20 protein-coding genes are annotated in these 25,944 nt (G+C 70.7%); 8 read left to right on the top strand and 12 right to left on the bottom strand.

Going from position 1 to position 25,944, the window contains the following annotated elements; translation table 11 throughout:
- Nucleotides 1-2 precede the first annotated feature (2 nt).
- On the bottom strand, nt 3-1,241 hold the full coding sequence (locus BKA14_RS29170) for an MFS transporter (RefSeq protein ID WP_184954016.1): 1,239 nt from the start codon (nt 1,239-1,241) through the stop codon (nt 3-5).
- A 73-nt stretch (nt 1,242-1,314) separates the two neighbouring features.
- On the opposite strand from BKA14_RS29170, the gene BKA14_RS29165 reads away from it, so the two are divergent.
- Both BKA14_RS29165 and BKA14_RS29160 read left to right on the top strand, forming a co-directional pair.
- Nucleotides 1,315-2,316, top strand: coding sequence for a LacI family DNA-binding transcriptional regulator (locus tag BKA14_RS29165; RefSeq protein ID WP_184954015.1), 1,002 nt, complete (start codon nt 1,315-1,317; stop codon nt 2,314-2,316).
- A gap of 31 nt (nt 2,317-2,347) precedes the next feature.
- The gene (locus tag BKA14_RS29160; protein ID WP_184954014.1) at nt 2,348-2,899 is read left to right on the top strand and encodes a hypothetical protein; all 552 of its coding nucleotides are present in this window, start codon (nt 2,348-2,350) and stop codon (nt 2,897-2,899) included.
- Between the two features lie 31 nt (nt 2,900-2,930).
- Here the strand turns inward: BKA14_RS29160 and BKA14_RS29155 are convergent, their stop codons facing one another.
- Nucleotides 2,931-4,487, bottom strand: a complete 1,557-nt coding sequence (locus BKA14_RS29155) for a GGDEF domain-containing protein (protein WP_184954013.1) — start codon at nt 4,485-4,487, stop codon at nt 2,931-2,933.
- A 54-nt stretch (nt 4,488-4,541) separates the two neighbouring features.
- A complete protein-coding gene (locus BKA14_RS29150) occupies nt 4,542-5,255 on the bottom strand; it encodes a TetR/AcrR family transcriptional regulator (RefSeq protein WP_184954012.1) in 714 nt (237 codons plus the stop codon).
- Nucleotides 5,256-5,343: 88 nt separating this feature from the next.
- On the opposite strand from BKA14_RS29150, the gene BKA14_RS29145 reads away from it, so the two are divergent.
- Nucleotides 5,344-6,996, top strand: coding sequence for an MFS transporter (locus BKA14_RS29145; protein ID WP_184954011.1), 1,653 nt, complete (start codon nt 5,344-5,346; stop codon nt 6,994-6,996).
- On the opposite strand, the gene BKA14_RS29140 is transcribed toward BKA14_RS29145, so the two are convergent.
- Both BKA14_RS29140 and BKA14_RS29135 read right to left on the bottom strand, forming a co-directional pair.
- Nucleotides 6,993-7,403: a rhodanese-like domain-containing protein gene (locus tag BKA14_RS29140; protein ID WP_184954010.1), complete on the bottom strand. Its 411-nt coding sequence runs from the start codon at nt 7,401-7,403 to the stop codon at nt 6,993-6,995. The genes BKA14_RS29145 and BKA14_RS29140 overlap by 4 nt on opposite strands.
- Nucleotides 7,397-7,870, bottom strand: coding sequence for a cysteine dioxygenase (locus BKA14_RS29135; RefSeq protein WP_239093390.1), 474 nt, complete (start codon nt 7,868-7,870; stop codon nt 7,397-7,399). Before BKA14_RS29135 ends, BKA14_RS29140 begins: the two co-directional genes overlap by 7 nt.
- 1,201 nt (nt 7,871-9,071) lie before the next feature.
- On the opposite strand from BKA14_RS29135, the gene BKA14_RS29130 reads away from it, so the two are divergent.
- The 3 genes from BKA14_RS29130 (at nt 9,072) to BKA14_RS29120 (ending at nt 11,585) form a co-directional block, all read left to right on the top strand.
- Complete coding sequence (locus BKA14_RS29130) at nt 9,072-10,169, top strand: neprosin family prolyl endopeptidase (RefSeq protein WP_239093388.1); 1,098 nt, start codon at nt 9,072-9,074, stop codon at nt 10,167-10,169.
- A 187-nt stretch (nt 10,170-10,356) separates the two neighbouring features.
- Nucleotides 10,357-10,878 (top strand): sigma-70 family RNA polymerase sigma factor, encoded by a 522-nt coding sequence (locus BKA14_RS29125; RefSeq protein ID WP_184954007.1) that lies wholly within the window; start codon nt 10,357-10,359, stop codon nt 10,876-10,878.
- Nucleotides 10,875-11,585, top strand: a complete 711-nt coding sequence (locus tag BKA14_RS29120) for an anti-sigma factor family protein (RefSeq protein WP_184954006.1) — start codon at nt 10,875-10,877, stop codon at nt 11,583-11,585. Before BKA14_RS29125 ends, BKA14_RS29120 begins: the two co-directional genes overlap by 4 nt.
- Here the strand turns inward: BKA14_RS29120 and BKA14_RS29115 are convergent, their stop codons facing one another.
- The 6 genes from BKA14_RS29115 to BKA14_RS29090 form a co-directional block, all read right to left on the bottom strand.
- Nucleotides 11,586-12,599: an ABC transporter permease gene (locus tag BKA14_RS29115; protein ID WP_184957023.1), complete on the bottom strand. Its 1,014-nt coding sequence runs from the start codon at nt 12,597-12,599 to the stop codon at nt 11,586-11,588. It abuts the gene before it with no gap.
- 2 nt (nt 12,600-12,601) lie between these two features.
- On the bottom strand, nt 12,602-13,570 hold the full coding sequence (locus BKA14_RS29110) for an ABC transporter permease (protein ID WP_239093387.1): 969 nt from the start codon (nt 13,568-13,570) through the stop codon (nt 12,602-12,604).
- Complete coding sequence (locus BKA14_RS29105) at nt 13,560-15,083, bottom strand: sugar ABC transporter ATP-binding protein (protein ID WP_184954005.1); 1,524 nt, start codon at nt 15,081-15,083, stop codon at nt 13,560-13,562. The genes BKA14_RS29110 and BKA14_RS29105 overlap by 11 nt, the downstream gene beginning before the upstream one ends.
- A 64-nt stretch (nt 15,084-15,147) precedes the next feature.
- On the bottom strand, nt 15,148-17,886 hold the full coding sequence (locus BKA14_RS29100) for an AbfB domain-containing protein (RefSeq protein ID WP_203722655.1): 2,739 nt from the start codon (nt 17,884-17,886) through the stop codon (nt 15,148-15,150).
- Between the two features lie 145 nt (nt 17,887-18,031).
- Entirely contained in the window at nt 18,032-19,114 is a 1,083-nt protein-coding gene (locus BKA14_RS29095; protein ID WP_184954003.1) for an ABC transporter substrate-binding protein, read from the bottom strand.
- Between the two features lie 160 nt (nt 19,115-19,274).
- On the bottom strand, nt 19,275-22,571 hold the full coding sequence (locus BKA14_RS29090) for an ATP-binding protein (protein ID WP_184954002.1): 3,297 nt from the start codon (nt 22,569-22,571) through the stop codon (nt 19,275-19,277).
- Nucleotides 22,572-22,766: 195 nt separating this feature from the next.
- Between BKA14_RS29090 and BKA14_RS29085 the strand changes: the two genes are divergently transcribed.
- The gene (locus BKA14_RS29085) at nt 22,767-23,390 is read left to right on the top strand and encodes a helix-turn-helix transcriptional regulator (protein ID WP_184954001.1); all 624 of its coding nucleotides are present in this window, start codon (nt 22,767-22,769) and stop codon (nt 23,388-23,390) included.
- Nucleotides 23,391-23,406: 16 nt separating this feature from the next.
- Nucleotides 23,407-24,435, top strand: coding sequence for a S66 peptidase family protein (locus tag BKA14_RS29080; protein WP_184954000.1), 1,029 nt, complete (start codon nt 23,407-23,409; stop codon nt 24,433-24,435).
- A 21-nt stretch (nt 24,436-24,456) separates the two neighbouring features.
- Here the strand turns inward: BKA14_RS29080 and BKA14_RS29075 are convergent, their stop codons facing one another.
- On the bottom strand, nt 24,457-25,941 hold the full coding sequence (locus tag BKA14_RS29075) for an MFS transporter (protein ID WP_184953999.1): 1,485 nt from the start codon (nt 25,939-25,941) through the stop codon (nt 24,457-24,459).
- Nucleotides 25,942-25,944 lie beyond the last annotated feature (3 nt).

Here is a 25,944-nt window from a genome sequence, read left to right as displayed (position 1 = left end):
GCTCAGGCGGCGGCCGGCTCCAGCTTGGTGGCTTCGTCGGTGACCGGGTCGCGGCGGTCCAGGCGGAAGCTCAGGACGGCCAGCAGCAGCCCCGTGGCGGCCAGCAGGACGCCGATCCAGGCGGCGGACAGGTAACCCCAGCCGGCGGCGATGGTGATGCCGCCCAGGGCCGCCCCCGCGCTGTTGGCGATGTTGGAGGCGGACTGGTTGACCGCCGCGCCCATCAGTTGGGCCCTGGGGGCCACGGCGATCAGGCGGGCCTGCAGCGCGGGGCCGATGAACAGGGCCGCCGCGCCGACCAGGAACACCGCCGCGAACAGGCCGATCGGGTTGCGGGCGACCACGCCGAACAGGGCGACCGTGGCGATCATGGCGGCGAAGCCGAGCAGGATGCTGCGGCGCAGGTTGCGGTCGGCCGCCACGCCGCCCAGAGCGTTACCGACCGTCATGCCGATGCCCATCACGGCCAGGACCCAGGGCACGTACGACTCGGGCAGGCCGGTCACGTGGGTCGTGACGGGGGCGATGTAGCTGTTCACGGCGAAGAAACCGCCGAAACCGACCGCGGCCACCGCGGCCGCCAGCCAGACCTGGGGGGAGCGGAAAGCGCCCAGTTCGGCCCGGGGCGAGCCGTCCGCCGCGGGGGCCACCTCGGGCACCGTGAACAGCACGAAGAGCAGCGTGAGGGCGAAGACGCCGGCCACGGCCAGGTAGGCCATGCGCCAGCCCGCGGCCTGTCCGAGGCTGGTGATCAGCGGCACGCCGAAGACGTTGGCCGCGGTGAGGCCGCTCAGCACGACCGCGAAGCCGCGAGCCTGGCTGCCGGGGCCGAGCATCGAGGCGGCGAGCAGGCCGGCCGCCCCGAAGTAGGCCCCGTGGGCCAGCGCGGCGACGAACCGGCCGGTCAGCACCAGGCCGAACGTGGGGGCCAGGGCCGAGGCGACGGTGCCGAGCAGGAACAGGGCCAGCAGACCGAGGACAAGCCGGCGGCGGGGCATGCGCGCGGTCAGGGCGGCGATCGTGGGCGCGCCGACCACCACCCCGAGGGCGTAAATCGTGATCATCCAGCCGGCCGTGGCCACGGCGTCGGGTGCGGAGCGGGCGTACGCCGCCGGCAGCAGGTCGCGGGCCAGGTCGGGGAGCAGGCCCATGGCGACGAACTCGGTCAGGCCGAGGCCGAAGCCGCCCAGGGCCAGGGCGAGCAGGGCCGCCCAGCGGCGACCGGCGGTGAGGTTCTCCACGCGATCGACTCTAGAACGTTCTAGTTGCATCAGTAGTAGAACGTTCTAGTCGTCACAGGTAAATTCTCCGGACATGACGGTGGGGGAGCGGCGCACGACGCTGGCCGACGTCGCGGCCGAGGCCGGAGTCTCGGTGGCGCTGGTCTCGATCGTGATGCGGGACGCGCCGGGCGCCAGCGCCGCCACCCGGGAACGGGTGCTCGAGGTGGCCCGCCGGCTCGACTACCAGCCCGACAGCCGGGCCCGGCTGCTGCGCAGCGGTCAGAGCCGGCTGCTCGGCGTCGTCTTCGGGGTGCAGCATCCGTTCCACGACGACCTGCTCACCGGGCTCTACGACGCGGCCGAGCGGATCGGCTACGAGCTGACCCTGAGCGCGGTCACCCCGCGCCGTGACGAACGTACGGCGATCTCGGGTCTGCTGCAGGACCGGTGTGCGGCGTTGGTGCTGCTCGGGCCGCAGATCCCGGCGAGTGAGCTGGCCACGCTGGCCGGGCGGCTGCCGGTGGTGGCGATGATGCGCGCCGTGCGGCAGCGGCAGGTCGACGTGGTGCGCACCGACGACGCCCGGGGCATGCATCTGGCCGTGGACCACCTGGTCGCGCTGGGGCACCGGAACATCGCGCACGTCGACGGGGGGCGCTGGCTGGCCTCGGCGGAACGGCGGCAGGGCTATCGCGACGCCATGCGGCGGCACGGGCTGGAGGCGTACGGGAAGGTCGTGAACGGGGGTTTCGGCGAGGAGGACGGGGCCCGGGCGGCGCGGGAACTGCTGACCGACCCGCCGACCGCGGTGACCGTCTTCAACGATCTGGGCGCGACCGGGCTGCTCGACGTGCTGCGACGCCACGGGCTGGCGGTGCCCGGCGACATCAGCGTCGTGGGCTACGACGACAGCAGTTTCAGCCGGCTCGCGCACATCGACCTGACCACCGTCGCGCAGGACATCGAGACGATGGCCACGCTGGCCGTGGCGCGGGCCGTGGAGCGGATCGACGGCACCCGCATCGCCCACCGCGAGATGGTGATTCCACCCCGTCTGGTGGTACGGGGGACGACCGGCCCCGTGCCGGGCTAAGCGCGTCCCCTTTCGCGCCGAAGGGAGGGGTATGCGCCGCGGACCGGTCCTCGTCGTGATGCTGCCGTTCCTGTTGAGCGCCTGCGGGAGCGGTTCGACGCCGTCGGGCAGCGCGAGCCCCACCGCCGCCGACGGCCCGGCCTGGGTGAACGTCGAGCCCGGCCGGCCCACGTCGAGCGCGGTGAGCAAATACACCGGGACGCCCCGGCCCGGGCTGCCGCCCGTGTCGTTCCTGCCCACGAGCTCGGCCTGCGCGGTGGCCTGGAACGAGGACGTGGGCCGGGTCTTCATCCCGATGATCGTGACAGTAGGGAGGGGCTCGCTGACCGTGCAGTGGCCCAACCGGTTCGGCAACCGCTACCGGGTCGCCGCCGTGCCGCAGGAGCTGGTCAGTGGCGCCCAGCCCGAGCCGCAATGGCAGACGGTCACCACGGGTGCCGAATGCACGGCCGGCACGACGATCAGCGGTCTCAAGTCCGGGGCCGCGTACGTGGTCTGGCTGGACGCCCCGGACACGCCGCGCGGCCTCGACGGCTCCCGCGGCCTCTACAGCGGCCGCTCGCAGATCGTGCAGCCGAACTGAGGCCTGATTGACAACCGGGGCGGCAGCGAGGCTAGGACGCGATCGTGTTGCGGCCGCTCCACTTGGCCGCGTAGAGGCGGTCGTCGGCCTCGCGGAACAGCGTCTCGCCGGACATCCCCTGGCCCAGCTCGGCCAGGCCGACGCTCACGGTCAGGCGTACACCGGGCACGATGTCGGTGCGGGCCACCGCGGCGCGGATGCGCTCGGCCACCTCCCGGCCCACGGCCAGGTCGCCCTGCAGGAAGACGGTGAACTCGTCGCCCGCGTAGCGCACCGGGATGTCGTCCTGCCGGCAGTGCGCGCGCAGGATCCGGGCCACTTCGCACAACGCCCGGTCCCCGGTGGCGTGGGAATACGCGTCGTTGATGGCCTTGAAGTGGTCGACGTCGACGATCAGCAGCACCAGCGGCCCGGACACCCGGCCGCGGTCGATGTGCTGCATCAGCAGGTCGAAGCGGCGCCGGTTGTCGAGGCCGGTGAGCGGGTCGCGCAGCACCTCGCGCTCGGCCCGGGCCCGGGCCGCCTCCGACTCCTCGCGCTGCCGGGCCTGGCGCAGCATGGCCAGCCGTTGCTCGCGCAGCCGCCACAGCTCGCGGGTCTGACCCTCGACCACGTCGAACATGTCGCGCGCGGCCTGTCCGTCGTCGGTGGCCAGCGCGGTCAGGGCCAGCTCGAACCGGATGATCGGCTTCTCGTCGGGGCTGGGACCGAACCCGCACAGCTCACGGGCGGCCACGAACTCCGTACGGGCCTCGACCAGGTTGCCCTGGGCACGCAGGCTGACGCCGAGGGCGAGATGGGCCATCCGGGCGTACCGGTAGTTCTCGGCCTGCCGCAGCGGCATCACGGCCTCGCGCGCGAGCTTCTCGGCCGGGATCACGTCGCCCAGCTTGGCCAGGGCCAGGGCCAGCATCGCGACCGCGACCACGTCGTCGGGGCGCTGCTCGACCTGCTGCCGGGTGATCTCGGCGCTGCGCCGCAACCGCGCCGTGGCCTCGTCGGGCCGGCCCACGTGAGCCAGCCGCAGACCCCAGTGCAGCAGGGTGGCCGCGTGCACCAGCCGGAAGCCGGCGTGGGTGACGGTCAGCCGGTCGTACGTGGTCGCGGCGATCTCGTACATCTCGGCAGCCGTGGCCGCCTCGGCGAACGAGCACAACGCCGAGATCCGCCGTTCACCGTCGGTGTAGGGCCGGTCGAGCAGCACGGCAGCGCGGGCCAGGCGACCCATGCCGGGGAAGTATCGTCCGCCCAGGACGTCGATCTGGGCCAGGTCGCACAGCGTCTTGGCCTCGCCGAGCACCGACCCCGCGGCCCGGTGCAGCCGCAGCAGCCGCTCGCCGAGCTCGACCGCCTCGGACAGCCGTCCCATGTAGAGATTCGCGTACATCTGGCCCTGCACCAGGAACAGCACCGAGCGGTCGTCACCGACGGCGTGTGCGATGGCCAGGTAGGCGTCGGCGGCCTCGAGCGCCTCGTGACCGTGGCCGGTGTTGGCCAGGCGGTGCACCCGGCGCGCCAGCAGGTGCAGCGGCCCGAACACGGTGACCGGCACCGGCAGCCGCGCCCCTGTCGCGATCTCGCCGTCCATGGTCCCAGTATCAACATGGGACGGTCGATCACCTACTAGGGATATCGACGGATCTCAGGACTCGGATGTCGCGTACTTGTCCAAACCGTCCACCAGCAGTTCCAGGCCGAGCTCGAAGCGGGCTTCCGGACCCCCTCCGACCAGCGCCTCCGCGTGCTGGACGACGTTCGGATAGACCTCGGCCGGTATTTCGCGCAGATATTCGAGATATCCGGCGCTGACCGTGTCGATGAACGTCTGTTTACCCGCGCCTTGCGCCTGCCGCCGCCAGATCGAGTATTCGTACGCGTCGGCCGTGATGTAGAGAAAGATGCGGTCCATCGCCCACGAGGCGATCCGGGGCGGGATGCCGCCGGCCAGCATCATGCCGAGCATCGCGTCCGAGATGTGCAGCGCGTTGGGGCCGCTCGGAATCGTCGCCAGCGCGGCGCGGGCCAGGTCGTTGTGCGCCACCATGGCCGCGTGCCCGGCCCGGGCCAGCTGCTTGACCTGCTCCTTCCAGCGTGGCGGGTCGAGCTCGGGGATGTCGACGAGCCCGCACATCTCGTCGAACATCAGCTGGAGCAGCTCGTCCTTGTTCGCCACGTGGGCGTAGAAGCTGGCCGGGCCGGTGTCGAACTCGGCCGCGAGCCGCCGCATGCTCACCGCGTCGATACCCTCGGCCTGCACCAGCCGAAGTGCCGTACGCACGATTTCTTCCCTGGTCAGCGGGGTCTTCGAGGGCCGCGCGCGGCGTCGGCGGCCGGGTGGCCAGTTCAGCTCAGTCATCGCCAGCAAAACTACTTTGACGCGAACGCCGTTCGCCAGTAGAACGGTGTTCGTAACCAACGAACACCGTTCGTCCCAAGGGAGTGAAATGGACGCCGTGCTCGAGCACGCAGCGGAACAGCGGACGCCGTACCGCTGGCGCTGGGTCGCGCTCTTCGTGATCCTCACTGTCGAGGTGATGGACCTCCTCGACGCGCTTGTCACCAACATCGCCGGGCCAGCCATCCGGGCCGAGCTCGGCGGGTCGATCAGCCTGATCCAGTGGCTCGGCGCCGCCTACACACTGGCCATGGCGATCGGTCTGCTCACCGGCGGCCGCCTGGGCGACATCTTCGGCCGGCGCCGGCTGTTCCTGATCGGTGCGACCGGCTTCACGCTCGCGTCGCTGGGCTGCGGCCTGGCCCAGACCCCGGGGCAGCTGATCGCCGGGCGAGCCGTCCAGGGCCTGTTCGGCGCCGTGATGCTGCCGCAGGGCCTCGGCATGATCAAGCAGATGTTCACCCCGGCCGAGCAGGCCAAGGCGTTCGGCGCGTTCGGTCCCGTGATGGGCCTGTCGTCGGTCGGCGGCCCGATCCTGGCCGGGTGGCTGGTCGAGGCCGACTTCTTCGGCTCCGGCTGGCGGATGATCTTCTTCATCAACCTGCCGCTGGGCCTGTTCGCCGTCCTCGGGGCGCTGAAGTTCCTGCCCGAGTTCAAGAGCGAACGGGCGCCCCGCCTCGACTGGCTGGGCGTGGCGCTGGCCGCGGCCGGCGCCTTCCTGCTGCTCTTCCCGCTGGTGCAGGGGCGCGAGCTGGGCTGGCCGACCTGGTGCTTCGTGCTGCTCGCGGCGGGCCTGGTGGTCTTCGGCCTGTTCGCGATCTACGAGAGCCGCCGGGAGCGGCGCGGGCTCGACCCGCTGGTCACGCCGAGCCTGTTCCGCAAGCGCGCGTTCAGCGGTGGGCTCGCGGTCGGCATGGTGTTCTTCGCCGCGCTCATCGGCACCGGCCTGATCTTCACCTTCTATCTGCAGATCGGGCTGGGCTACTCGCCGCTCCAGGCCGGCCTGACCACACTGCCGCAGGCGCTGGGCACGGTCGCCGGGTTCGTCGCCGCGGGCTCCGGGCTCAGCGAGCGGTTCGGCCGCAAACTGCTGCTCACCGGCACGGGCGTGATGATGGCGGGCACGGCCGGTTTCATGCTCACGGTGTGGCTGGCCGGTTCGTCGATCACCCCGTGGCGGCTGATCCCGGCCCTGGTGCTGATCGGCGCGGGCATGGGCCTCGCGATGGCGCCGTTCTTCAACATCGTGCTGGCCGGGGTCGACACCGAGGAGACCGGCTCGGCCGCCGGGGCGTTGACCTCGGTGCAGCAGCTCGGCGGCGCGTTCGGCATCGCGGTGCTGGGCACGATCTTCTTCGCGCTGCTGCCCGGCCAAGTCACGTCGCATGTGGACGACTCGTCGGCCGAGTTGCGTTCGGTGCTCACCACGGCCGGAGTGCCGGGCGACCAGCAGCTCGAGACCGGGCGGGGTCTGCGGGCCTGCCTGCGCGACCGGGTGGCCGAGGACGACCCCGACGTGACGCCGCCCAGCTGTCAGGCGTCCTCGCCGGGCGGGCCGGAGCTTCAGGCGTACGCCGGGCAGCAGGTCCGGGCCGGCTTCCAGGACGCGACGATCCTGACCACCGGGGTGTCGTTCCTGCTGCTCGCGCTGGCCTTCGGGTTGTCGTTCCTGCTGCCCCGGCGGGCCCGTCCGGAGAGTTAGGCCGGGCCGGCAATCGTGGGCAGTCCGGCGTCACGCCACGCGGCGAAGCCGCCCACGAGGTCGGTGGCCCGGGCCAGGCCCAGGTCTTGCAGGGCCACCGCGGCCAGGCTGCTCGTGTAGCCCTCCTGGCACGTCACGATCACCTCGAGTGCGTAGCTGTCGGCGAAGGGCAGCCGGGCGTCGCTGCGCGGGTCGAGCCGCCACTCCAGCACGTTGCGTTCGATGATCACGGCGCCCGGGATCTCGCCGAACTGGGCCCGCTGGGCGGCCGGGCGGATGTCGACCAGGACCGCCCCGCGAGCCATCGCGGCCGCCGTCTCGGCCGGGCCCACCCGGGTCAGCCGGCTGCGGGCGTTGGCCAGGATCTCGTCGATGCCCAGCGAGCCGGGCGGGGCCACGGTCACCATTGCGCGCCGGCCCGTTCGACCTCGAGCACCTCGAGGCTCGCCGCCCCGATGCGGTATTTGGTCATCGTGGTCAGGGCCGGGCCGTACACGTGCACGCTGACCGCGGGCCGCGGTGACCGGTTGGTCATGCGGTGGACGTGGTGGGTGCCGAACCGGCGGCCGGCCCCCTCGCCCAGCTCACGCGACGTCACCCGGGGCGCGTGGCCCGGCGTGACGGCCACCGTGTCCTCGGTGAGCGAGCCGCTGAAGACGTGGAACGCGCCGGCCGAGCCGCCGTGGTCGTGCCACTCGGTGCCCTGGCCGGGCAGCCAGGTCAGCAGCCACACCTCGTGGTCGTCGGCCACGTGCAGGCGGTGATACCAGCGGTCGACCGGGTTGTACCGGGGCGCGACCGGCCACTCGTCGGGCGCGGCGGCGAAACGGCCGGCGATGGCGAGGTGGTCGAGACGGGTGTCGACGGCGGTCACGGGAGCTCCTCCGTTTGCATACATTGCCTATCAGTCCTATAGGTTTACCGCCACAATGCTGTCCAGGGTAACGGAACTCGCACAGTTAGGGGCGGGAAGTCAGCCGATCAGGGTCATGCACGCGCCGTAGGGGCGCGGAAACGCTGGTCAGCTGGGACAGCAGGCGCTGGCGCAGCGCGCCAGATCGATCGCCAGGTCGGCGATGAGAGGGATGCCCATCCGCTGCATGGTCAACATGCTGGCGGGTTGTGGGTGTGATCGTCAAACGTCTTTCGTTATGTGGGAGCTTTTCTCGCCTTTTGATCGTCGCTAGCTGGGCGCTGCTCGGCCGCTCGGCCCGGCACGGCTTATTGCCCCTGCCGCACGCATGATCCGGGGTGTTGTCGCCGGGCCGGGTGGCGTCGGCGAGACCGCCGACAGGAGCTCGGCGTTTCGCGCCGCGACTTCTTACCAGCGCAGACCCGGAGAAGGCGTGCCCTCGCCGCTTGACGGAACCCGTACGGACCCCCGGGCCGCCCGAGCGGGATGGAGATCGCGGCTCCCGAAGAGGCGGGAAGCCGGGTTGTCCACAAAGGGTTTGCCGGGTTCGGGCCGGGCGAAAGCGGAGTCGCCGGCGTTCGCGGTGCTGGTCGCGCCGCTGTGCGTCGGACTGGCGGGGGCGCGCCGTGTCGCGGGCGATGAGCGTCACGCGGCGGCGGGCTGTCTCCTGTCGCGCGTGTCGCGTGGCGGTGCGCTCGTTTGTGCCCCGCGTGACTGACTCCGGGTCGGGTGGCGGACCGCCTGGAGATTTGCCCCGGGTTTTGCGTCAAGGATCGATTTGCGCGCTGCCGCGTTCTCATTTGACGACGGCGCGAGTTCGATTTGCGCCCTTTGGTAGGCGTGGCGTGATTGGCGCCCCCGAGGCTCGGCTTCATGATCGCGTGCCTGCTTCTACGGTGGACCTGAAAGAAGCTCAGCGCGGTTAGCCTCTTTCTTGGCAATTGATCGACTACGCCCTCCGGAGTCGTGTCGATACGCTCCGTCAGCGAAATGCGCCGATGGGTCACCGGATCGGCTCAGCGCCTCAGCCGTTAAGGCGGAAATCGAACTGAGCAGGGGCTATGGGATTGAGAAAGCTATATGGTGACGTCGCCGCCGAGAACCGGTGCCGGAGGCCACCTCGCCCGCTCCCTCCGAACCCCCGATCAACGAGGACGGACAAGTGTTGAAGTCACGCCGCGGTCTCTTGGCCGCCGGCCTTGCGATTGCCGTAGTCGGCGCCATCGGCGTCGTCTCCACGGTCAACGCGGGTGCCGACCAGATCGAGAGCGCGCCCGAGGTCAGTGCCTCGGCCGACGCCCCCGATGCGGCCGGCGCTGACGCCCCCAACGCGACCGATGGGCCTCTCATCAAAGAACCGCCCGTGCTGCCCTGGGGTGAACGCCCCCGGAAACTGAAGCGCGGCGCGAACGGCGCCACCAGCAGGACGCTGCGGGCTCAGGGCCTGTCCGCCGCGCCGGCCGACGCGAACGGGTCGGTGATCCCGGTGCCGGAATACGGGCCCAAGGGCCGCACCGGCAAGAGGTCCGTTCTCAAGACGGACACGACCGACGCCGTGCCGCCGAAGCCGTTGGGCCTCAAGGCGCCCGAAAGCAAGGTCAACTTCATGTACAACGTCGGCTCGCAGAGCGCCGACACCGCCGGGGTCTACGCCAACGTCACGATCGGCAAGCCCGAACTCGACCGCGACGACTATCACACGCTGGCCGAGATCGCGCTGCAGTCGGCCGACGAGAAGCAGATCGTCGAGGTCGGCTGGACTGTCGACCGCGTGGTCAACGGCGACGACGACCCGCACCTGTTCGTCTTCCACTGGGTCAACGGGGAGCCCCAGTGCTACAACGGCTGCGGCTGGGTGCAGGCCGACGGCGCGATCAAGCCGGGCGCCACCCTGACGTACGGGGTCACCAAGAAGTTCGGCATCCAGTACTACGACAAGGGCTGGTGGGTCGCCTACGACACCGAGTGGATCGGGTATTTCCCCGAGGAGATCTGGAACAAGCAGGGCGTGAAGTTCAACCGCTCCGGTCTGGTTCAGGTCTTCGGTGAGGTCGCCGCGTCCGCGTCGAAGTCCGTCACCTGCACCGACATGGGTAACGGCACCCTGTCGGCCAAGGAGAACGCGGCTCGGGTTTCGAGCGTCTCGTTCATCGAGGGCCCGACGGTCGACATGTTCATCCGCAGCACAGCCGAGAAGACGTATCCGATCGCGCCGATCTCAGCCAGATCTTTCCGGTACGGGGGTCCGGGAGACTGCTGACCGCCTGGCGCGGTGTTTGACGCGATGCCCGGTCCCGGCGAGGGGGACCGGGCATCGTCCTTTATTGTGCCCAAGGCACGCCAGCCGAGCGGGAGCCGAGTGAACGCCCGGCGTGCCGGATCGAACCGAGTTCACCGTCACGGTGTAGAACGTGGTGGCGAACCGGAGTTCGAGAAGGCGGGCGCGGATGAGGCGACGGGTAAGTCCCGACGAGGAGCTGATGACCGCGCTCTACACGGAGCACTATGCGGTTCTGCTCAGCTTCGTCCTGCGCTATGTGCATGACCGGCATCGCGCCGAGGACCTCGTGCAGGAGACGTTGCTGCGGGCCTGGAAACACATCGATCACCTGGACCCCGATCCGGGCCGGATCCGCTCCTACCTGCTGACCATCGCGCGCAACGTGGTCACCAACGCGTGGCGGGCCGAGCAGCGCCGGCCGCATCTGATCGCCGACGAGGCCGCGGTGAACGCGATGCCGTCGGCCGACAACGTCGACGAGATGGTCGAGGGCTGGCTGGTCGCCGAGGCGCTGGAGCGGTTGTCGGCCGACCATCAGGCGGTGGTCAAGGCCATGTACTACGAGGGGAAGAGCGTGGCCGACGCGGCCCGCCAGCTCGAGGTGCCGGAGGGCACGGTCAAGTCCCGGGCCTACTACGCCGTGCGGGCGTTGCGCACGGTGTTCGAGGAGATGGGGGTGCTGCGGTGAGCACCGACCACGATGAGCTGCACCGGCTGCTCGGTGGCTACCTGCTCGGTGGTCTCGACGAGGCCGACACCGAACGGCTCGACGCCCACCTGCGCGACTGCGACCGTTGCCGCGAGGAGCTGGACCGGCTGGCCGCCGTGCCCGAGCTGCTGCGCCGCCTGCCCGACGCGCATCGGGAGGAGCCGGGGGTGGCGGCCGCCCCGGTCAGCATGTCGGCCCGCCCCAGCCAGGACAAGATCGACAATCTGCTGCGCCGCATGCGGGCCGAGCGGTCCCGGCAGAGCCGCATGGCCGGTTTCCGCTGGCTCGCCGCGGCGGCCGTGGTGCTGGTGGCGGTGGCGATCGGTTTCGGTGTGCTGCGCGGCAACCGGGAGGACCGGCCGCCGCAGGTGCTGCCGAGCCCCGAGCTGGTGACCGCGCGGTTCCTGCCGGCCGAGGGCAGCGGCATGGCGGGCCAGGCGGTGCTCACGCCCAAGACGTGGGGGGTCTCGGTGGCGCTGGACGTCAGCAAGCTGCACGGCGCGGGCCCCTTCCACTGCCAGGTCCGGAACGCGTCCGGCCTGGTCGAGCAGGCAATGGTGTGGGGGCCCACGCCGAGCGGCAACGCCAAGGTGATCGGGGCGAGCTCGATCCAGCTGCGCGATGTCAGCCGGATAGAGGTCCAGGATCACGACGGCCACGTGCTGGGCACGGCCGACCTCAAGTGATCAGGTGACTCTGCGGAGCCGGGCCAGGTAGGTCTGCACCACCACGACCAGGGCCAGGAAGGCGCCGCTGATCACCTGCTGCCAGTTGCTGTTGAGGTTGCCGACCTGGTTGATCAGGTTTTGGATCACGCCCAGCAGCAGCACGCCCGCGATGGTGCCGGCGATCGTGCCCGCGCCACCGGTGAGCAGCGTCCCGCCGATCACCACGGCGGCGATCGCGTCGAGTTCCATGCCGACGCCGAGCACTGTCACGCCCGAGCCCAGCTTGGCCGCGTTGATCGCCCCGGCCAGCCCGGCGAGCAGGCCGGACAGGACGTAGACCCAGACCTTCGTACGGCGGACCGGCACGCCCATCAGGCTGGCCGCGTCCTCACTGCCGCCGACCGCGTAGACCGAGGCGCCGAACCGGCTGCGGGCCAGCACCACGATGCCGATCAGGACCAGCGCCGCGACCAGCCAGACCTGGTAGCCGATGTCGAGGAACGAGCCGTTGCCCAGCTTGCGGAACGCATCGCTCTGCACCAGGTAGGTCTCGGAACCCTCGGAGCTGATCGCCCGCATGAGCCCGCGCGCGCCCAGCAGGGCGGCCAGCGTCACGATGAAGGGCGCCATCCGGGTGTACGCGATGATCACCCCGTTGGCCAGTCCGATCGCCCCGCACACGGCCAGGGGCAGCAGGAACGCGGCCAGGACCCCGTACTGCGAGGCCCACGCGGCCAGCACGCCGCCGAGCACGTAGAGCGAGCCGACCGACAGGTCGATGCCGCCCGTGATGATCACGAAGGTCATGCCCAGCGCGATCAGCATCGGCGGCGCGGCCGCGACCAGGATCGTCGCCGCGTTGTCGAAGCTGCGGAAGTTGGGGAAGGTCGCGAGCGCGATCAGCACCACGACGACGAGCACGGCCAGGGCACCCTGCCGCTGCACGGTGCCGACGATGCGGTCGGTGCGCTCGGCCTTGCGGACGTCCTCGGCGACGATCGCCGGGGTTTCCGGTCCCGAGACGTTGGTCATGGTCACCGGGTCTTCCTCTCTCGGGCCACGTAAACCGCGATCAGGATGATCACGGCCTGCACCATCTCGGTGGTGGAGGGCTGCAGGTTGTGCTTGATCATCGTGGCGATCACGAGCTGCATGAGCAGGGCGCCGGCCACGGTGCCCAGCACGCGCACCTTGCCGCCGGTGAGCGGGGTGCCGCCGACGACCACTGCGGTGATCGCGGACAGCTCGATGAGCAGGCCCACCGAGGACGCGTCGCTGGACTGGATGCGGGCCACCGAGAGCAGACCGGCGATCGAGGCGAGCACCGCGCAGACGACGTAGACGGTGATCAGCACCCGCTTGACCGGCAGACCGGCCAGCTCGGCGGCGGGCCGGTTGCCCCCGATCGCCAGCAGCCGCCGGCCGAAGACCGTGCGGCGCACCACGAACCCGACGACCAGCACCATCAGCGCCGCGATCCAGACCAGCACCGGGATGCCGAGCAGGTCGCCCGAGCCGAGGTAGAGGAAGTCGGCGTTGCGGATGTCGACGAGCTTGCCCTCACTGATCACGACGGCCAGCCCGCGCCCGCCGACGAACAGGGCCAGTGTGGCGACGATCGGTTGCAGGCCGACCCGGGCCACCAGGATGCCGTTGATCAGGCCGACCGCCACCCCGGCCAGCAGGGCGACCAGGATCGCGGCGACCACCCCGTACCCGAGATAGAGCGGGATGAAGGCGGCGGCCAGGGCCATCACCGAGCCGACCGAGAGGTCGATGCCCTCGGTGCCGATGACCAGAGCCATACCGAGCGCCACGATCACGATCGGCGCCACCTGGATCAGCTGGATGCGCAGGTTGCTCCAGGTCGCGAAGTACGGCGTGAAGAAGATGTTGTAGACGACCAGCAGGACGATCGCGGCGTAGACGCCGTACTTGGGCAGCCAGGCCCTGATCCTGGCCGCGTCGACGACGGGCCGGGTGGCCATCGTTTCAGTGCTCACGGGGGGCCTCCGTTGCGATGGTCGACATCAGGTCCTCGGTGGTGACCTCGGCGCCGGTCAGGGTGCCGACCACCACGCCGTCGCGCAGCACCACCACCCGGTCCGAGCCCTCGATCAGCTCCTCCGCGTCCGACGAGACCAGCACCACGCCGAGGCCCTCGGCGGCCAGTTCGTCGATCAGCGACTGGACCTCGGCCTTGGCCCCGACGTCGATGCCGCGGGTCGGCTCGTCGAGCAGCAGCACCTTGGGGCCGGTGGCGAGCAGCCGGGCCAGCAGCACCTTCTGCTGGTTGCCACCGGAGAGGTCACCCACGGCCTGGTCGGGGCTGGACGCCTTGATCCGCAGCCGCTTCATGTACTTGTCGACGATCTCGTCGATCTTCGCGTCGGAGACGAACCCGCCGCGGGAGACGCGGGGCAGTACGGCCAGGGCGATGTTCTCCCGTACGGAGAGGCCGGGCACGATGCCCTCGGCCTTACGGTCCTCGGGCTGCACGGCGACGCCGGCCCGCACCGCCCGTACGGGGGTGGGTTTCTTCAGCTCCTTGCCGTCCACCTCGACCGTGCCGCTGTCCAGGTGGTAGGCGCCGCCGACGGCCTTGACGGTCTCGCTGCGGCCCGCCCCCAGCAGCCCACCCAGCCCGACCACCTCGCCGGGGCGCACGTCGAAGGTCACGTCGTGCAGCTTGTGGCGACTGTTGAGCTCGCGCACCCGCAGCACCGGCGCGGCCTGCTCGTCGCCGGTGGCCGACCCGGAGAACGCGGTCGCGCCCTCGCGCCGGACCTCGGCCATGTCCCGGCCCAGCATCAGCGAGACGAGCTTGATGCGTTCGAGGTCGGCCAGCTTGCCGGTGTGCACGAGTTTGCCGTCGCGCAGGATGGTGACCGCGTCGCAGATCTCGTACAGCTCGTCGAGGCGGTGGCTGACGTACACGATGCCGATGCCCTTGGCGTGCAGCTCGCGGATGACACCGAACAGGGTCTGCACCTCGCGCGGCTCGAGCGACGACGTGGGCTCGTCCATGATGACGACCTTGGCGTCGATCATGACGGCCCGGGCCAGCGCGACCATCTGCTGCGCGCCCAGCGCGAGCGTGCCCAGCTGGCGGCGGACGTCGGTGGTGACGCCGTAGCCGGCCAGCACCTCGCGGGCCTCGCGGTCCATCCGGCCCCGGTCGATGAGCCCCAGCGCGTTACGCGGCTCGCGGCCCAGGAAGAGGTTCTGCGCCACGCTCATCAGCGGGACGAGGTTGACCTCCTGATAGATGGTGGAGATGCCGGCCCGCTGAGCGTCCATCGGGGTGCCGAACTGCACCGCCTCGTCCTGGTATCTCAGCTCGCCGCCGTCCGGCTTGTAGACGCCGGTGAGCACCTTGATCAACGTGGACTTGCCGGCGCCGTTCTCGCCGACGAGCGCGTGCACCTCGCCCGGTTGCAGTGTGAAGGAGACCGAGTCGAGGGCGCGGACGCCCGGAAATATCTTGGAGACGTCGACGACTTCCAGCAACGCCATGCAGTGGCTCCTCAATCGGTGCCGGGCCGGGTGGTCAGGGAACCACCCGGCCCGGCGGTTGTGGCTACCCCAGCGGGGCCGCGTTGTTCCAGGTCACGTCGGCGTTGTAGCTGCCGGCGCTGTCCCATGTGTTGCCACCGCCGTTGGTGGCGATGTAAACCGCTTCGCCGTAGTGGCGCCAGTAGTAACCGGGATAGTTGAGTGATTCGAGCGAGACGTTGCCCGATCCGCCGTTGAGGCCGGGCTGGGCGCAGAACGTGGCGTCCTGCTGGAACGTCGCGCTCCCGTCGTTGGTCGCCTTCTGCAGCCGGTAGCCGGCGTGCCGGAGGAACTGACCGGGGTAGTTGACCGACTCGAACGTGTAGCAGCTGTTGTCGGCCAGACCGGTGCGGACGATCCACGTCGCGTCCTGCCGGTCGACCTGGGCGCTCGACGCCGAGATGACGTCGGTGCGGGCCAGGTTGTCACGGTGCCGCAGATAGCGGTTGTCGTAGCCGGTCGTGGTGACCCGGAACGACCGGCTCTGACCCACGGTCAGGTCGGCCCCGCTGCGCCACAGGGGCAAGCCGACGGCCCAGGTGGCGTCGTCGTTGAACGAGCCGCCGGTGCTCGCCTCGACCCACACCTGCTCGGCGCGGTGGCGCAGGTAGCGGCCGGGGAAGTTGGCCGACTCGAGCGACGTGCCGCCGCCGGAGAGGCCGGGCCGGGCGCAGAAGGTCGCGTCCCCGGCGAAGGACCCGCCGTTGTTGGCCTCGCGATACACCCGGGAGTCGCGGTGCCGCAGGTACTGCCCTGGGAAGTTGCGCGACTCGAACGAATAGCAGGAGGCGTTGGACAGGCCGGGCCGTACGTAATAGGTGGCGTCCTGCCGGTCGGTGGTCGAACTCGACGTGGTGATCACGTCGGTGCGGGCCGCGCCGTCCGCGTGCCGCAGGTAACGGTTGGTGTAGCCGGGCGTGGTGACGCGCAGCGAGGCGGGCCGGTTGAGCGAGAGCGTCGTGCCGTTGGCCGCACCCAGGACCCGCGTGTTGACCTCACGGACGCGGGCGAAGTCCATCTTGCGGATCTGCCGGTCGTACGTGAAGAAGCCGTTGAGCTCCTCCTCCACGTCGGTCGGCTCGGTGTAGACGGAGCCGGACAACCCGTTGCCGTTGATCAGGTCGACCATCCGGCTCGTGATCTGCACGTAGCGGCTGGTCAGGGCGTTGGAGTCGGGCAGCCACTCGTACGCGAACTTGCCCGTGGTCGGCCACTCGTGCCCGGCGACGCGCAGGCCCAGGCCGCCGTACTCGCCGTTGACCACGAAGCGGGTGGCCGTCGGCGGGCGGGTGATGCCGGGGCCGACGTACATGTGGTCGTCGATGACGTCGCCGTTGCCCGGGTCAGGGTCGGAGTCGCAGCAGTTGGAGCCGGAGTTGTGGTTGACCATCCGGGTCGCGTCCCAGCTTTTGACCAGATCGGCGATCCGGCCCGCGTCGTATTCGCCCCAGCCCTCGTTGAAGGGCACCCACTGCACGATCGACGTGATGCCCTTGTGCTCGTCGATCATCTCCTTGAGTTCCTTCTCGAACCGGGTGCGTCCCACCGCCGACGGCTCGCGGCCACTGGCCAGTGCGGGCATGTCCTGCCAGACCATCAGGCCCAGCCGGTCAGCCCAGTAGAACCAGCGGTCGTTCTCGACCTTGATGTGCTTGCGCACCATGGTGAAGCCGAGTGCCTTCTGCTGTTCGAGGTCGAAGCGCAGGGCGGCGTCGGTGGGTGCGGTCGAGATGCCGTCGGGCCAGTAGCCCTGGTCGAGCGTGCCCAGCTGGAAGACGAACTTGCCGTTGAGCGTCGGGCGCAGCACCCCGCCCAGCATCGCCTTGCCCAGCGAGCGCATGCCGAAGTACCCGCCGACCGCGTCACCACTGGCCAGCGTGACGCGCAAGTCGTACAGGAAAGGATCGTCGGGGGTCCAGAGGCGCGCGTTGGGCACCGGGATCCGGAACGACGAGCCGACCGTGCCGGTGGCCGAACCGACGACCGTGCCGCCGTTGAGCACCTGCGCGGTGACCTGCTGACCGCCCGCGTTGGCGGCCTGCACGACCAGGTCGAGCCCTCCGGCCGGCACGTTGGGGGTGGTGTCGAGCCGGGTGATGCGGGCCGAGTTGGTCGGCTCCAGCCACACCGTCTGCCAGATTCCCGAGTACGGCGTGTACCAGATGCCGCCGCGGCTCAGGCGCTGCTTGCCGACCGGGATGTCCTGACCGTCGGTGGGGTCCCAGACGCCGACGATGATCTCGTTGCTGCCGCTGCGCAGCGCGCTCGTGATGTCGTACGAGAACTTGTCGTAACCGCCCTCGTGAGTGCCGAGCAGCGTGCCGTTGACCCACACCTTGGACTGCCAGTCGACGGCGCCGAAGTTGAGCTGCACGTTCCGGCCCGACCAGCCGGCCGGGACGGTGAACGTGCGGCGGTAGTACGAGTAGTCCTGACGCCGCATGATCCCGGAGAGCGCGCTCTCGATCGGGTACGGCACGAGGATCTCCTCACCGAGGGTCTGACCCGTCGGCGGAGTGTTGATGTTCGACGCTCCGGCGAACTGCCAGATGCCGTTGAGGCTCTGCCAGTCGGTGCGGGTCAGCTGGGGGCGGGGGTACTCGGGGAGCGGGTTGGTCGTGCTGACCTGGTTGGTCCACGGGGTGGTCAGCGGGGGCGTCTTCGGGACGAACGCTGCTGCGGGCGAGGCGGTGACCACTAAGCCGGCGCAGGCCGTGAGGGCCGCGACGGCGAGGGCGAGAAGCCTCCGGGGATGTGCAGTCACGTTCTCTCTCCTTCGAAAGAGTGAGCCGTGCGGGGATGCACACATACTGACGTGATCGCACACGAGCCAGCAATAGACGAACTTCTATGTTTCTTGCCTGCGCGGAAATGCCCGGATGGCCTCGTTCGCCACCCGGGCCCGTCGCTCAGTAAGCGGAGCTGATGTCCGTCTTGGCGTTGTCCGTGCCGTATTGGCGGTCCTGGATGATGATGTCCTGGCCGACCGGCTCACCGCCGAAGAACTTGGTCGCGGTCTCGAACGCGAGGGGGCCGAAACGCGGGTTCGACTCGATCACCGCGGACGCCCAGCCATCCACAATGGCCTGCACTGCGCCCTTCGTGCCGTCGATCGACACGACCTTCACGTCACCGGCCTTCTTGGCGGCACCCTTGAGTGCGGTGATGGCGCCGAGCGCCATCTCGTCGTTCTCGCCGTAGATGCCGTTGATGTCCGGGTTGGACTGCAGTAGTTGCTCGGTGACTTTCTGCCCTTCCTCGCGCGAGAAGTTGCCCGTCTGTTCGAAGACGACCTGAATGTCCGGCGCGATCTTGGCGATCTGGTCCTTGAAGCCGCTCGTCCGCAGCGTGGTCACGTTGTTGCCGGGCGAGCCGAGCAGGATCGCGACCTTGCCCTTGTTGCCCATCGCCTTGGCCATCTCGTCGGCCGCGCGCTTGCCCTGCTCGGCGAAGTCCGACCCGATGAAGGTCAGGTAGTCCTTGCAGGCGGTGGCGTTGATCTTGCGGTCGATCGTGATGATCGGAACCTTCTTGGCCGACGCCTTGGCGAAGACGGAGTCCCAGCCGTCCGAGTTGAGCGGGGCGATGACCAGCAGCTGCACACCCGAGTCGATCATCTGCTCGACGTCGCTGATCTGCTTGTTGAACTGCGAGTTGGCGTTGGTCGTGGTGAGGCTGGTGATGCCCAGCTTCGCCGCCTCGTCCTTGATGGACTGCGTCTCGGCGATGCGGAAGGGGTTCGCCTCCTTCTCCGACTGCGAGAAGCCGACCTTCGCCGTCTTCAGGTCGATCTTGGTGCCGCCGTACTGGTCGAGCGTGCACGTCGGACCGCCCGCACTGGCCGACTGCACGACCTGGGCGCCGGCCGAGGGGGCGGCCGCGCCGGACGATGCCGTGCCGTCGTCCTCGGACTTCGCGCAGGCGCTGAGGAAGAGAAGGGCCGCACCGAAAATCGCGGCCGCCGGCCGCCAGCGGCCGGGGGAAACGCTCATGACAGAGCTCCTTAGTGGTGGATGTGACACCGGGGAGTAACCACCTGGAAACACATTCACGCACTATCGAACTTTTTCTGTCAAGGCATGAGCGCAGAGCCGCGCAATAACGAACGTGTATCAAAACCTTCGATACGCGAAACCGGCGCTCCGAACAGGATCAAACCATGGATGTCGATGTGCGCGCGACGTCCCAGCGCGCCGACATCGAGGCGAACAAGCGCCGCGCCTCCTCGGGACGCTCCCCGCTGAGCAGCGCGGCGTCCTCCAGCGCGGACGCCAGCTCGAGCACCCGGCCGACTTTGCGATAGTGCGCGGCGGCGGCCCGGGCCGGGGCCGGATCGCCCAGCAGCAGCGCCTGGCAGCGCAAGTTGGCCGCATACGCCCGGGCCGGCCGGACCTCGCGCGCGGCCTCGGTCGCGCAGATCGTGGCGGCCCGCTCGGCCACGTCCGGACGTCGCTGCCGCTGGGCCAGCCGCAGCACGTCGGGCAGCCATTGGTGGCGCAGCATCATCGGCGCGTACGCCGGTTGCAGCAGCGGGCCGAGCAGATCGAGCGCCTCGGCCGGCCGGTCCTGCTGCTCGGCCGCCAGCGCCCGCGCGACCAGCAGGAAGTCGCAGTTCTCGCGCTCGGCCTCGCTGGCCGGCACGGCGTCGGCCGCGCCCAGGTGGGCCGCGGCCAGATCGGGGGCGTCGCGGTGCAGCGCGATCAGGGCCGCCACCCCGTGCACCAGCATCGTCACTGCGCCCGGTTCGCGCCGGCCGTGGAACGTCACGCCCGGACCGTCCTCGGTGACCGCGCCGACCTCGGTCAGCGCCTCGTCCCACCGGCCCAGCCAGTAGTCCTGCACCGCCGCCGCCACCTGCAAGCCGGCCGGCGCGGTGCGCAGCGTCTCCTGGGCCTCGTCGAGCCGGTCGAGATTTTGCAGCGAGAACAGCCGGTTGTCGAGCAGGTCGACGTAGGTGTCGGCCAGCGCCGGTTCGTCCCGCACCACCGCGAGCGCCCGGTCCACATGCTCCAGCGCGCGTTCGTGATCACGCCGGATCGAGCTGGTCAGCCAGATCGTCTGCAGGGCGAACGCGGTCTCGTAGGGCTGACCGGCCGCCTGCGCCTCGTCGTGCACGGCCCGCGCCCGCCGCTCGGCCGCGTCCAGGTCGTCCAGGTCGCCACGGCGGATGTTGGCCAGCAGCACCCGGTGCCGAGTCCGCCAGATCGCCGGGACCCGCTCGTCGTCGGCCGCGTCGCGCAGCATCGCCACGGCCTCGGCCGTCTCGCCGCGGCGGTGGCGCATCGTGGCCAGCAACTGCCGCATCTCGGCCCGGTCGCCCGGGTCGGCGGCCAGGCTCATCGCCTCCTCGGCCTGGTTCATCGGCGTGCGGCCCTGCCGGAACTCGAGCCGGACCAGGGCGACCAGCAGCACGCCGCGCTCCTCGGCCGACGGCAGCTCGGTGGCGAGCGTACGGCGGATCAGGTCGCCCGCGATCTGCGGCGCCCGGCGCACCACCGCCGCGTGGTGGGTGACCAGCCAGTTCAACACCCACGAGTCGACCACCGGGGCCGACGCGTTGAGCTGCTCGGCGACCCGGGTGAGCGGGCTGCCCCCGGCCGCCAGCACCTCGGCCGCGTGCCGGTGCAGACCCGCGCGCAGGGCCGGCGGCACGCTGGCGACCAGCGCCTGCCGCAGGAACGGGTGCCGGAACGCCAGGTCGGTGCCGCTGTCCACCAGCACGGCGGCCGCCAGCGCCTCCTCCAGCGCGTTCACCAGGTCGAGCGCCGAACGCCCGGTCACCGCCACGACCTCGCTGACCGAGAACTCCGACCCCAGCAGCGCGGCCAGCCGCAGCACCTCGCGGGTCTCGGGGGAGAGCACGTCGAGCGCCGCGTGTACCGCGTCGAGCAGGGTCTGCGGCGGGTCGACGGTCACCTCGGGACCGATGTCGGCCCGCCCGCCGCTGATCTCGACCGCGTCCCGCTGCCGCAGCGCCGCCACCAGCTCGCGGGCGAAGAGCGGGTTGCCGCCGGAGCGGGCGGCGATCGCGCGCAGATTTTCGCCGGGCGGGGCCCCGACCAGGGCGGCCACCATGCGGTCGAGGTCGGCCGGGGCCAGCGGGCCCAGATCGAGCGGCATGCGCTGGCGGGCCAGGACCTTGCGGCGCAGATCAGCCTGGTGCGTGTCGGGCCGGGCCGCCGCGACCAGCAGCAGCGGCAGCTTGCCGACCAGGCCGAGCAGCCGTTCCCAGACCCGTACGGTGGCGCTGTCGGCCCACTGCATGTCGTCCACGACCAGCACCAGCGGGCCGGCGGCGCAGGCCGAGCGCACGGCGGCCACGATCTGGTCGTCGACCGGCTCGGCCCCCGTGCCCAGGCCCAGGGCCCGCGACAGCACCTGCAGCGGCACGCGCGAGCCCAGCTGGTCGGCCGCGCCCCAGGCGACCCGGCAGCCGAAGCGGGCGGCGTCGGCGAACGCGTGGGTGAGCAGCTCGGTCTTGCCGATGCCGGGCTCGCCGGAGATCCACACCGCGTTGCCGGTCCCGGCGGCGACCGCGCGCACCAGACCACGAAGATGATCAATCTCGGCCACCCGGCCCACCCATGAGCGGGCGCCCAGACCGTCGCGCAACGCCTTGGCGATCGGCGTCGGCACCACCGTGCGCTGCTCCTGGCCCGGGCGACCCGGGCCCGCCTCGCGATCGCCGGACCCGGAGAGCAGTTGCCGCTGCAACGCGCGCAGCGCCGGGCCCGGCTCGATGCCCAGCTCGGCGACGAGCGTGCGGCGGGCCGTGCGGAACGCCTCCAGCGCCTCGCCGTGCCGCCCGGCCCGGTGCAGCGCGCGCATCAGCAACTCGTGCAGGGGCTCGTGCAGCGGATGGTCGCGGACCAGCGCGGTCAGCTCGGCGACCAGCCCGTCGTCGCCACCGGCCTCGAGGCGCAGCCGGGCCCGCTGCTCGGCCGCGGCCAGTCGCAGCTCGGCCAGCCGTTGCCGATCGAGCTCGAGGAACGGGCCGGCCAGGGTCGCGTACGCGTCACCCCGCCACAGGGCCAGCGCCTCGTCGAGCCGGGCCACCGCGCCGGTCGCGTCGCCCGCCGCGAGCAGCTCGGCCGCGGCCGTCCGCAACCGCTGGAACCGGGCCGAGTCGAGGTCGCCGGGCTCGACCCGCAGTTGGTAGCCGCCCGACCCGGTGCTCAGGTGGGCCTGACCGAGCGCGCGGCGCAGCCCCGAAACGTACGTGTAGATGCTGCCCACGGCGGTGACCGGCGCCGAGTCGCCCCAGATCGCGGTGATCAGCTCGTCGCGCCCCACGACCCGCCCCGCGTGCGCGGCCAGCACCGCGAAGACCGCCCGCTGCCGAGCCGGCCCGAGTTCGACCTCGCGCTCGTCGATCCAGGCACGCACCGGCCCGAGCACGCTGACGCGCACGTTCGCCACGTGTCCTCCCGGGTCGGTTGCTGTCAACATTGAGGGAGACGGGCCGGGTGTCAATGGATAACACAAACCGCACGGACGGGCACTCATGAGCCGTCGTCCTTCCGCACTGCCACCGGCCTCTGCTGAACTGGTTCATCGGCCACCGGTGTGCGATGAAGAATCCGTGAAGGTTCCCTGAAGGCCCGTTTCCGACACTGACTTCCCTGACGTAGTGGGGAGGCAGCCATGGAACAGACCCGGGTCGCTGTGCAGGCGACGGACCCGCTCAGTCACGCCGGTCTCGCCGCGTTGCTCCAGTTCCGCGGTGACCTCACGGTGTTGCGCAACGCCCAGCGGTCCGAAGCCGACGTGCTGGTGGTCGCGGCCGAGCGGCTCAGCACCGAGGTGGTGGCCACCCTGCGCCGGGCCAACGCGGAAACCACCGCGCCGGTCGTGCTGGTGGTGTCCGAGATCGACGAGGGCGATCTGCTGACCGCGGTCGAGTGCCGCGTGGTGGCGATCCTGCCGCGCGGGGCGGTCTCGGCCGACCGGCTGGCGCACAGCGTCAAGGCCGCCGCCTGCGGGGGTGGGGTGCTGCCCCCCAACCTGGTCGGCGAACTGCTCAAACACGTCGAGCGGATGCAGCGCGACGTGCTCACCCCGAACGGGCTGAACGCCTCGGGCCTGACCCCGCGCGAGATCGACGTGCTGCGGCTGATGGCCGACGGCTTCGACACCAACGAGATCGCCGGCAAGCTCTGCTACTCGGAGCGGACCGTCAAGAACGTCATCTACGGCGTGACGCACCGGCTCAAACTGCGCAACCGGTCCCACGCTGTGGCATATGCGCTTCGGGCCGGGATGATCTGAGAGTTGGATCGGGAGCATGGACGCTCCCGCCAAACTCCAGCCCGGCGACCGCGTCGCCGTCGTCTCACCCTCGTGGGCCGGCCCCGGGGTCTATCCCGCCACCCACGAACGGGCCCTGCGCCGCATCCGCGAGGACCTCGGCCTCGAACCGGTCGAGTTCCCCACCACCCGTACGCCCGGGGCGCCCGCCGCCGACCGCGCGGCCGACCTGATGGCCGCCTACGCCGATCCCACGATCCGGGCCGTGTTCGCCTCGATCGGCGGCGACGACCAGATCACCGTCCTGCCGCACCTCGACCCGGCGCCGTTCCGGGCCGACCCCAAGCCGTACTTCGGCTACTCCGACAACACCAACCTGCTGAACTGGCTGTGGACGCACGGCGTGGCCGGCTATCACGGCGGCTCGACGATGGTGCACCTCACCCGCCGCCTGCACCCCGCCCACCTGACCTCGCTGCGAGCCGCGCTCTTCGAGACCACCGATCTGCCGATCACCGAGGTGGCGGAGTTCAGCGAGGAGGAGTCCGACTGGGCCGACCCGGCGTCGCTCGACACACCGCAGCCCACCGTGCCCAGCCCCGGCTGGGTCTGGCACCAGCCCGGCTCGGTCGTGACCGGCCCGACGTGGGGCGGCAACCTCGAGATCCTGCACTGGAACCTGGCCGCGGGCCGGTGGATCCTGCCCGCCGAACGCTACGCCGGGTCGATCCTGCTGCTCGAGACGTCGGAGGAGATGCCACCGGCCGTCGAGGTGTTCCGGATGCTGCGCAACGCGGGCGAGCGCGGCCTGCTCCAGCAGTTTCCGGCCGTGCTGGTGGCGACGGCCAAGGCGGCCGTCTTCGGTGCGCCCGCGCCGGCCGGGGAACGCGCCAGGTATCGCGAGGACCAGCGGGCGGCAGTGCTCAAGGCGCTGGCCGTCTACAACCCGTCAGCCATGGTCGTCTTCGGGATCGATTTCGGACATACGGCGCCGCAGTGGATCCTTCCGTACGGGGGCCGCATGACAGTCGACGGACCGAACCGGACCATCACCGCGCACTTCTGACCGACTCCCGAGTCTGCACGGTCACCGCGCACTTCTGACCCCTTCCGGGGACTGCACGGGCGGCGCGCACGGGTCGCAGAACGAGCGGGCCGGGGTGTGCGCGGGCAGCCGGCGCGGCACCAGCAGGTAGGCCAGCAGGGCGCCCGCCACCATCAGGCCCGCGCAGATCAGCATGGTGTTGCGATACACCGGGTGAAGCTGGCCCGCGTCGGTCAGGTTGCCGCCGCCCAGCCCGGCCGCCAGCGGCAGCACCGCTACCGAGAGCAGACCGGCCGCCCGGGCCACGGCGTTGTTGACCCCGGAGGCGATCCCCGCGTACGAGTCCTCGAGCGCCCCCAGCGCGGTGGCGGTCAGCGGGGCCACGAGCGTCGACAGGCCCAGCCCGAAGATCACCACCGCGGGCAGCACGTCGACCCAGTAGCCGGCGCCGGCGCCGATCCGCGACATCATGACCAGGGCGACGGCGCAGATCAGGGGGCCCACGGTCATCAGGATCCGCGGACCGGTGCGCTGCGACAACGCGCCCGCGCGGGCCGAGAGCACCAGCATCAGCGCGGTCAACGGCAACAGCGAGATCCCGCTGGCCAGCGGCGTGAAGCCGGCGACGACCTGCAGGTTGACCACGAACAGGAAGAACACCCCGCCGTTGGCCGCGTAGACCAGGAACGTGACCAGGTTGGCCCCGCTGAACGCCTTGTTGCCGAAGATCCGCAGCGGCAGCATCGGGTGCGGCGACCGCCGCTCGACCAGCACGAAGGCGACCATTCCGCCGGCGCCGAGCGCCAACGAGAGCAGCACCATCGGGTCGCCCGGCCCGTGCTCCGGCCAGGCCGTGAAGCCGTACGTCAAACCGGCCAGCCCGGCCGCGCCGGTGAGCACGCCCGCATAGTCGATCTGCCGGGCCGCCGCCGCGTTGCGCGACTCGGGCACGTGCTTGGCCGCGATCAGCAGCACGATGAGGGCCAGGGGCACGTTGATCAGGAAGATGTACCGCCAGTCGCCGATCTCGACCAGCCAGCCGCCCAGGAAAGGGCCGATCGCGCCGCCGATGCCGCCCAGCCCCGACCACGCCCCGATGGCCCGCGACCTGTCCTCGGCCGCGAACGACGCCTCCAGGATGGCCAGCGCACCCGGGGTGAGTAGGGCGCCGCCGATCCCCTGGAGAACCCGCGCGGCGATCAGCACCTCGACGTCGGGGGCGAGGCCGCACAACAACGAGGCAAGCGCGAACCAGGAGACGCCGAGCAGGAAGATCCGCTTGCGGCCGTAGCGGTCGCCGAGGGACCCGCCGAGCAGGACCAGCGAGGCCAGGCTGAGCGCGTACCCGTTGACCGTCCACTGCAGGCCGGCGGCGTCCGAGCCCAGGTCACGACCGATCTCCGGCAGCGCGATGTTGACAACCGTGGAGTCGATGAAGGCCAGGCTGGAACCGAGCACGGTGGCCAGCAGCACCCAACGCCCCGCGGGCGTGCTGTACCGCACCGGCGCCCCAGCAGTGAGATCCATGCC

Source organism: Paractinoplanes abujensis, from assembly GCF_014204895.1.
Classification (GTDB): domain Bacteria; phylum Actinomycetota; class Actinomycetes; order Mycobacteriales; family Micromonosporaceae; genus Actinoplanes; species Actinoplanes abujensis.
Note: the sequence above shows the minus strand (reverse complement) of the source record. Positions and strands in the feature narration are given on the sequence as shown.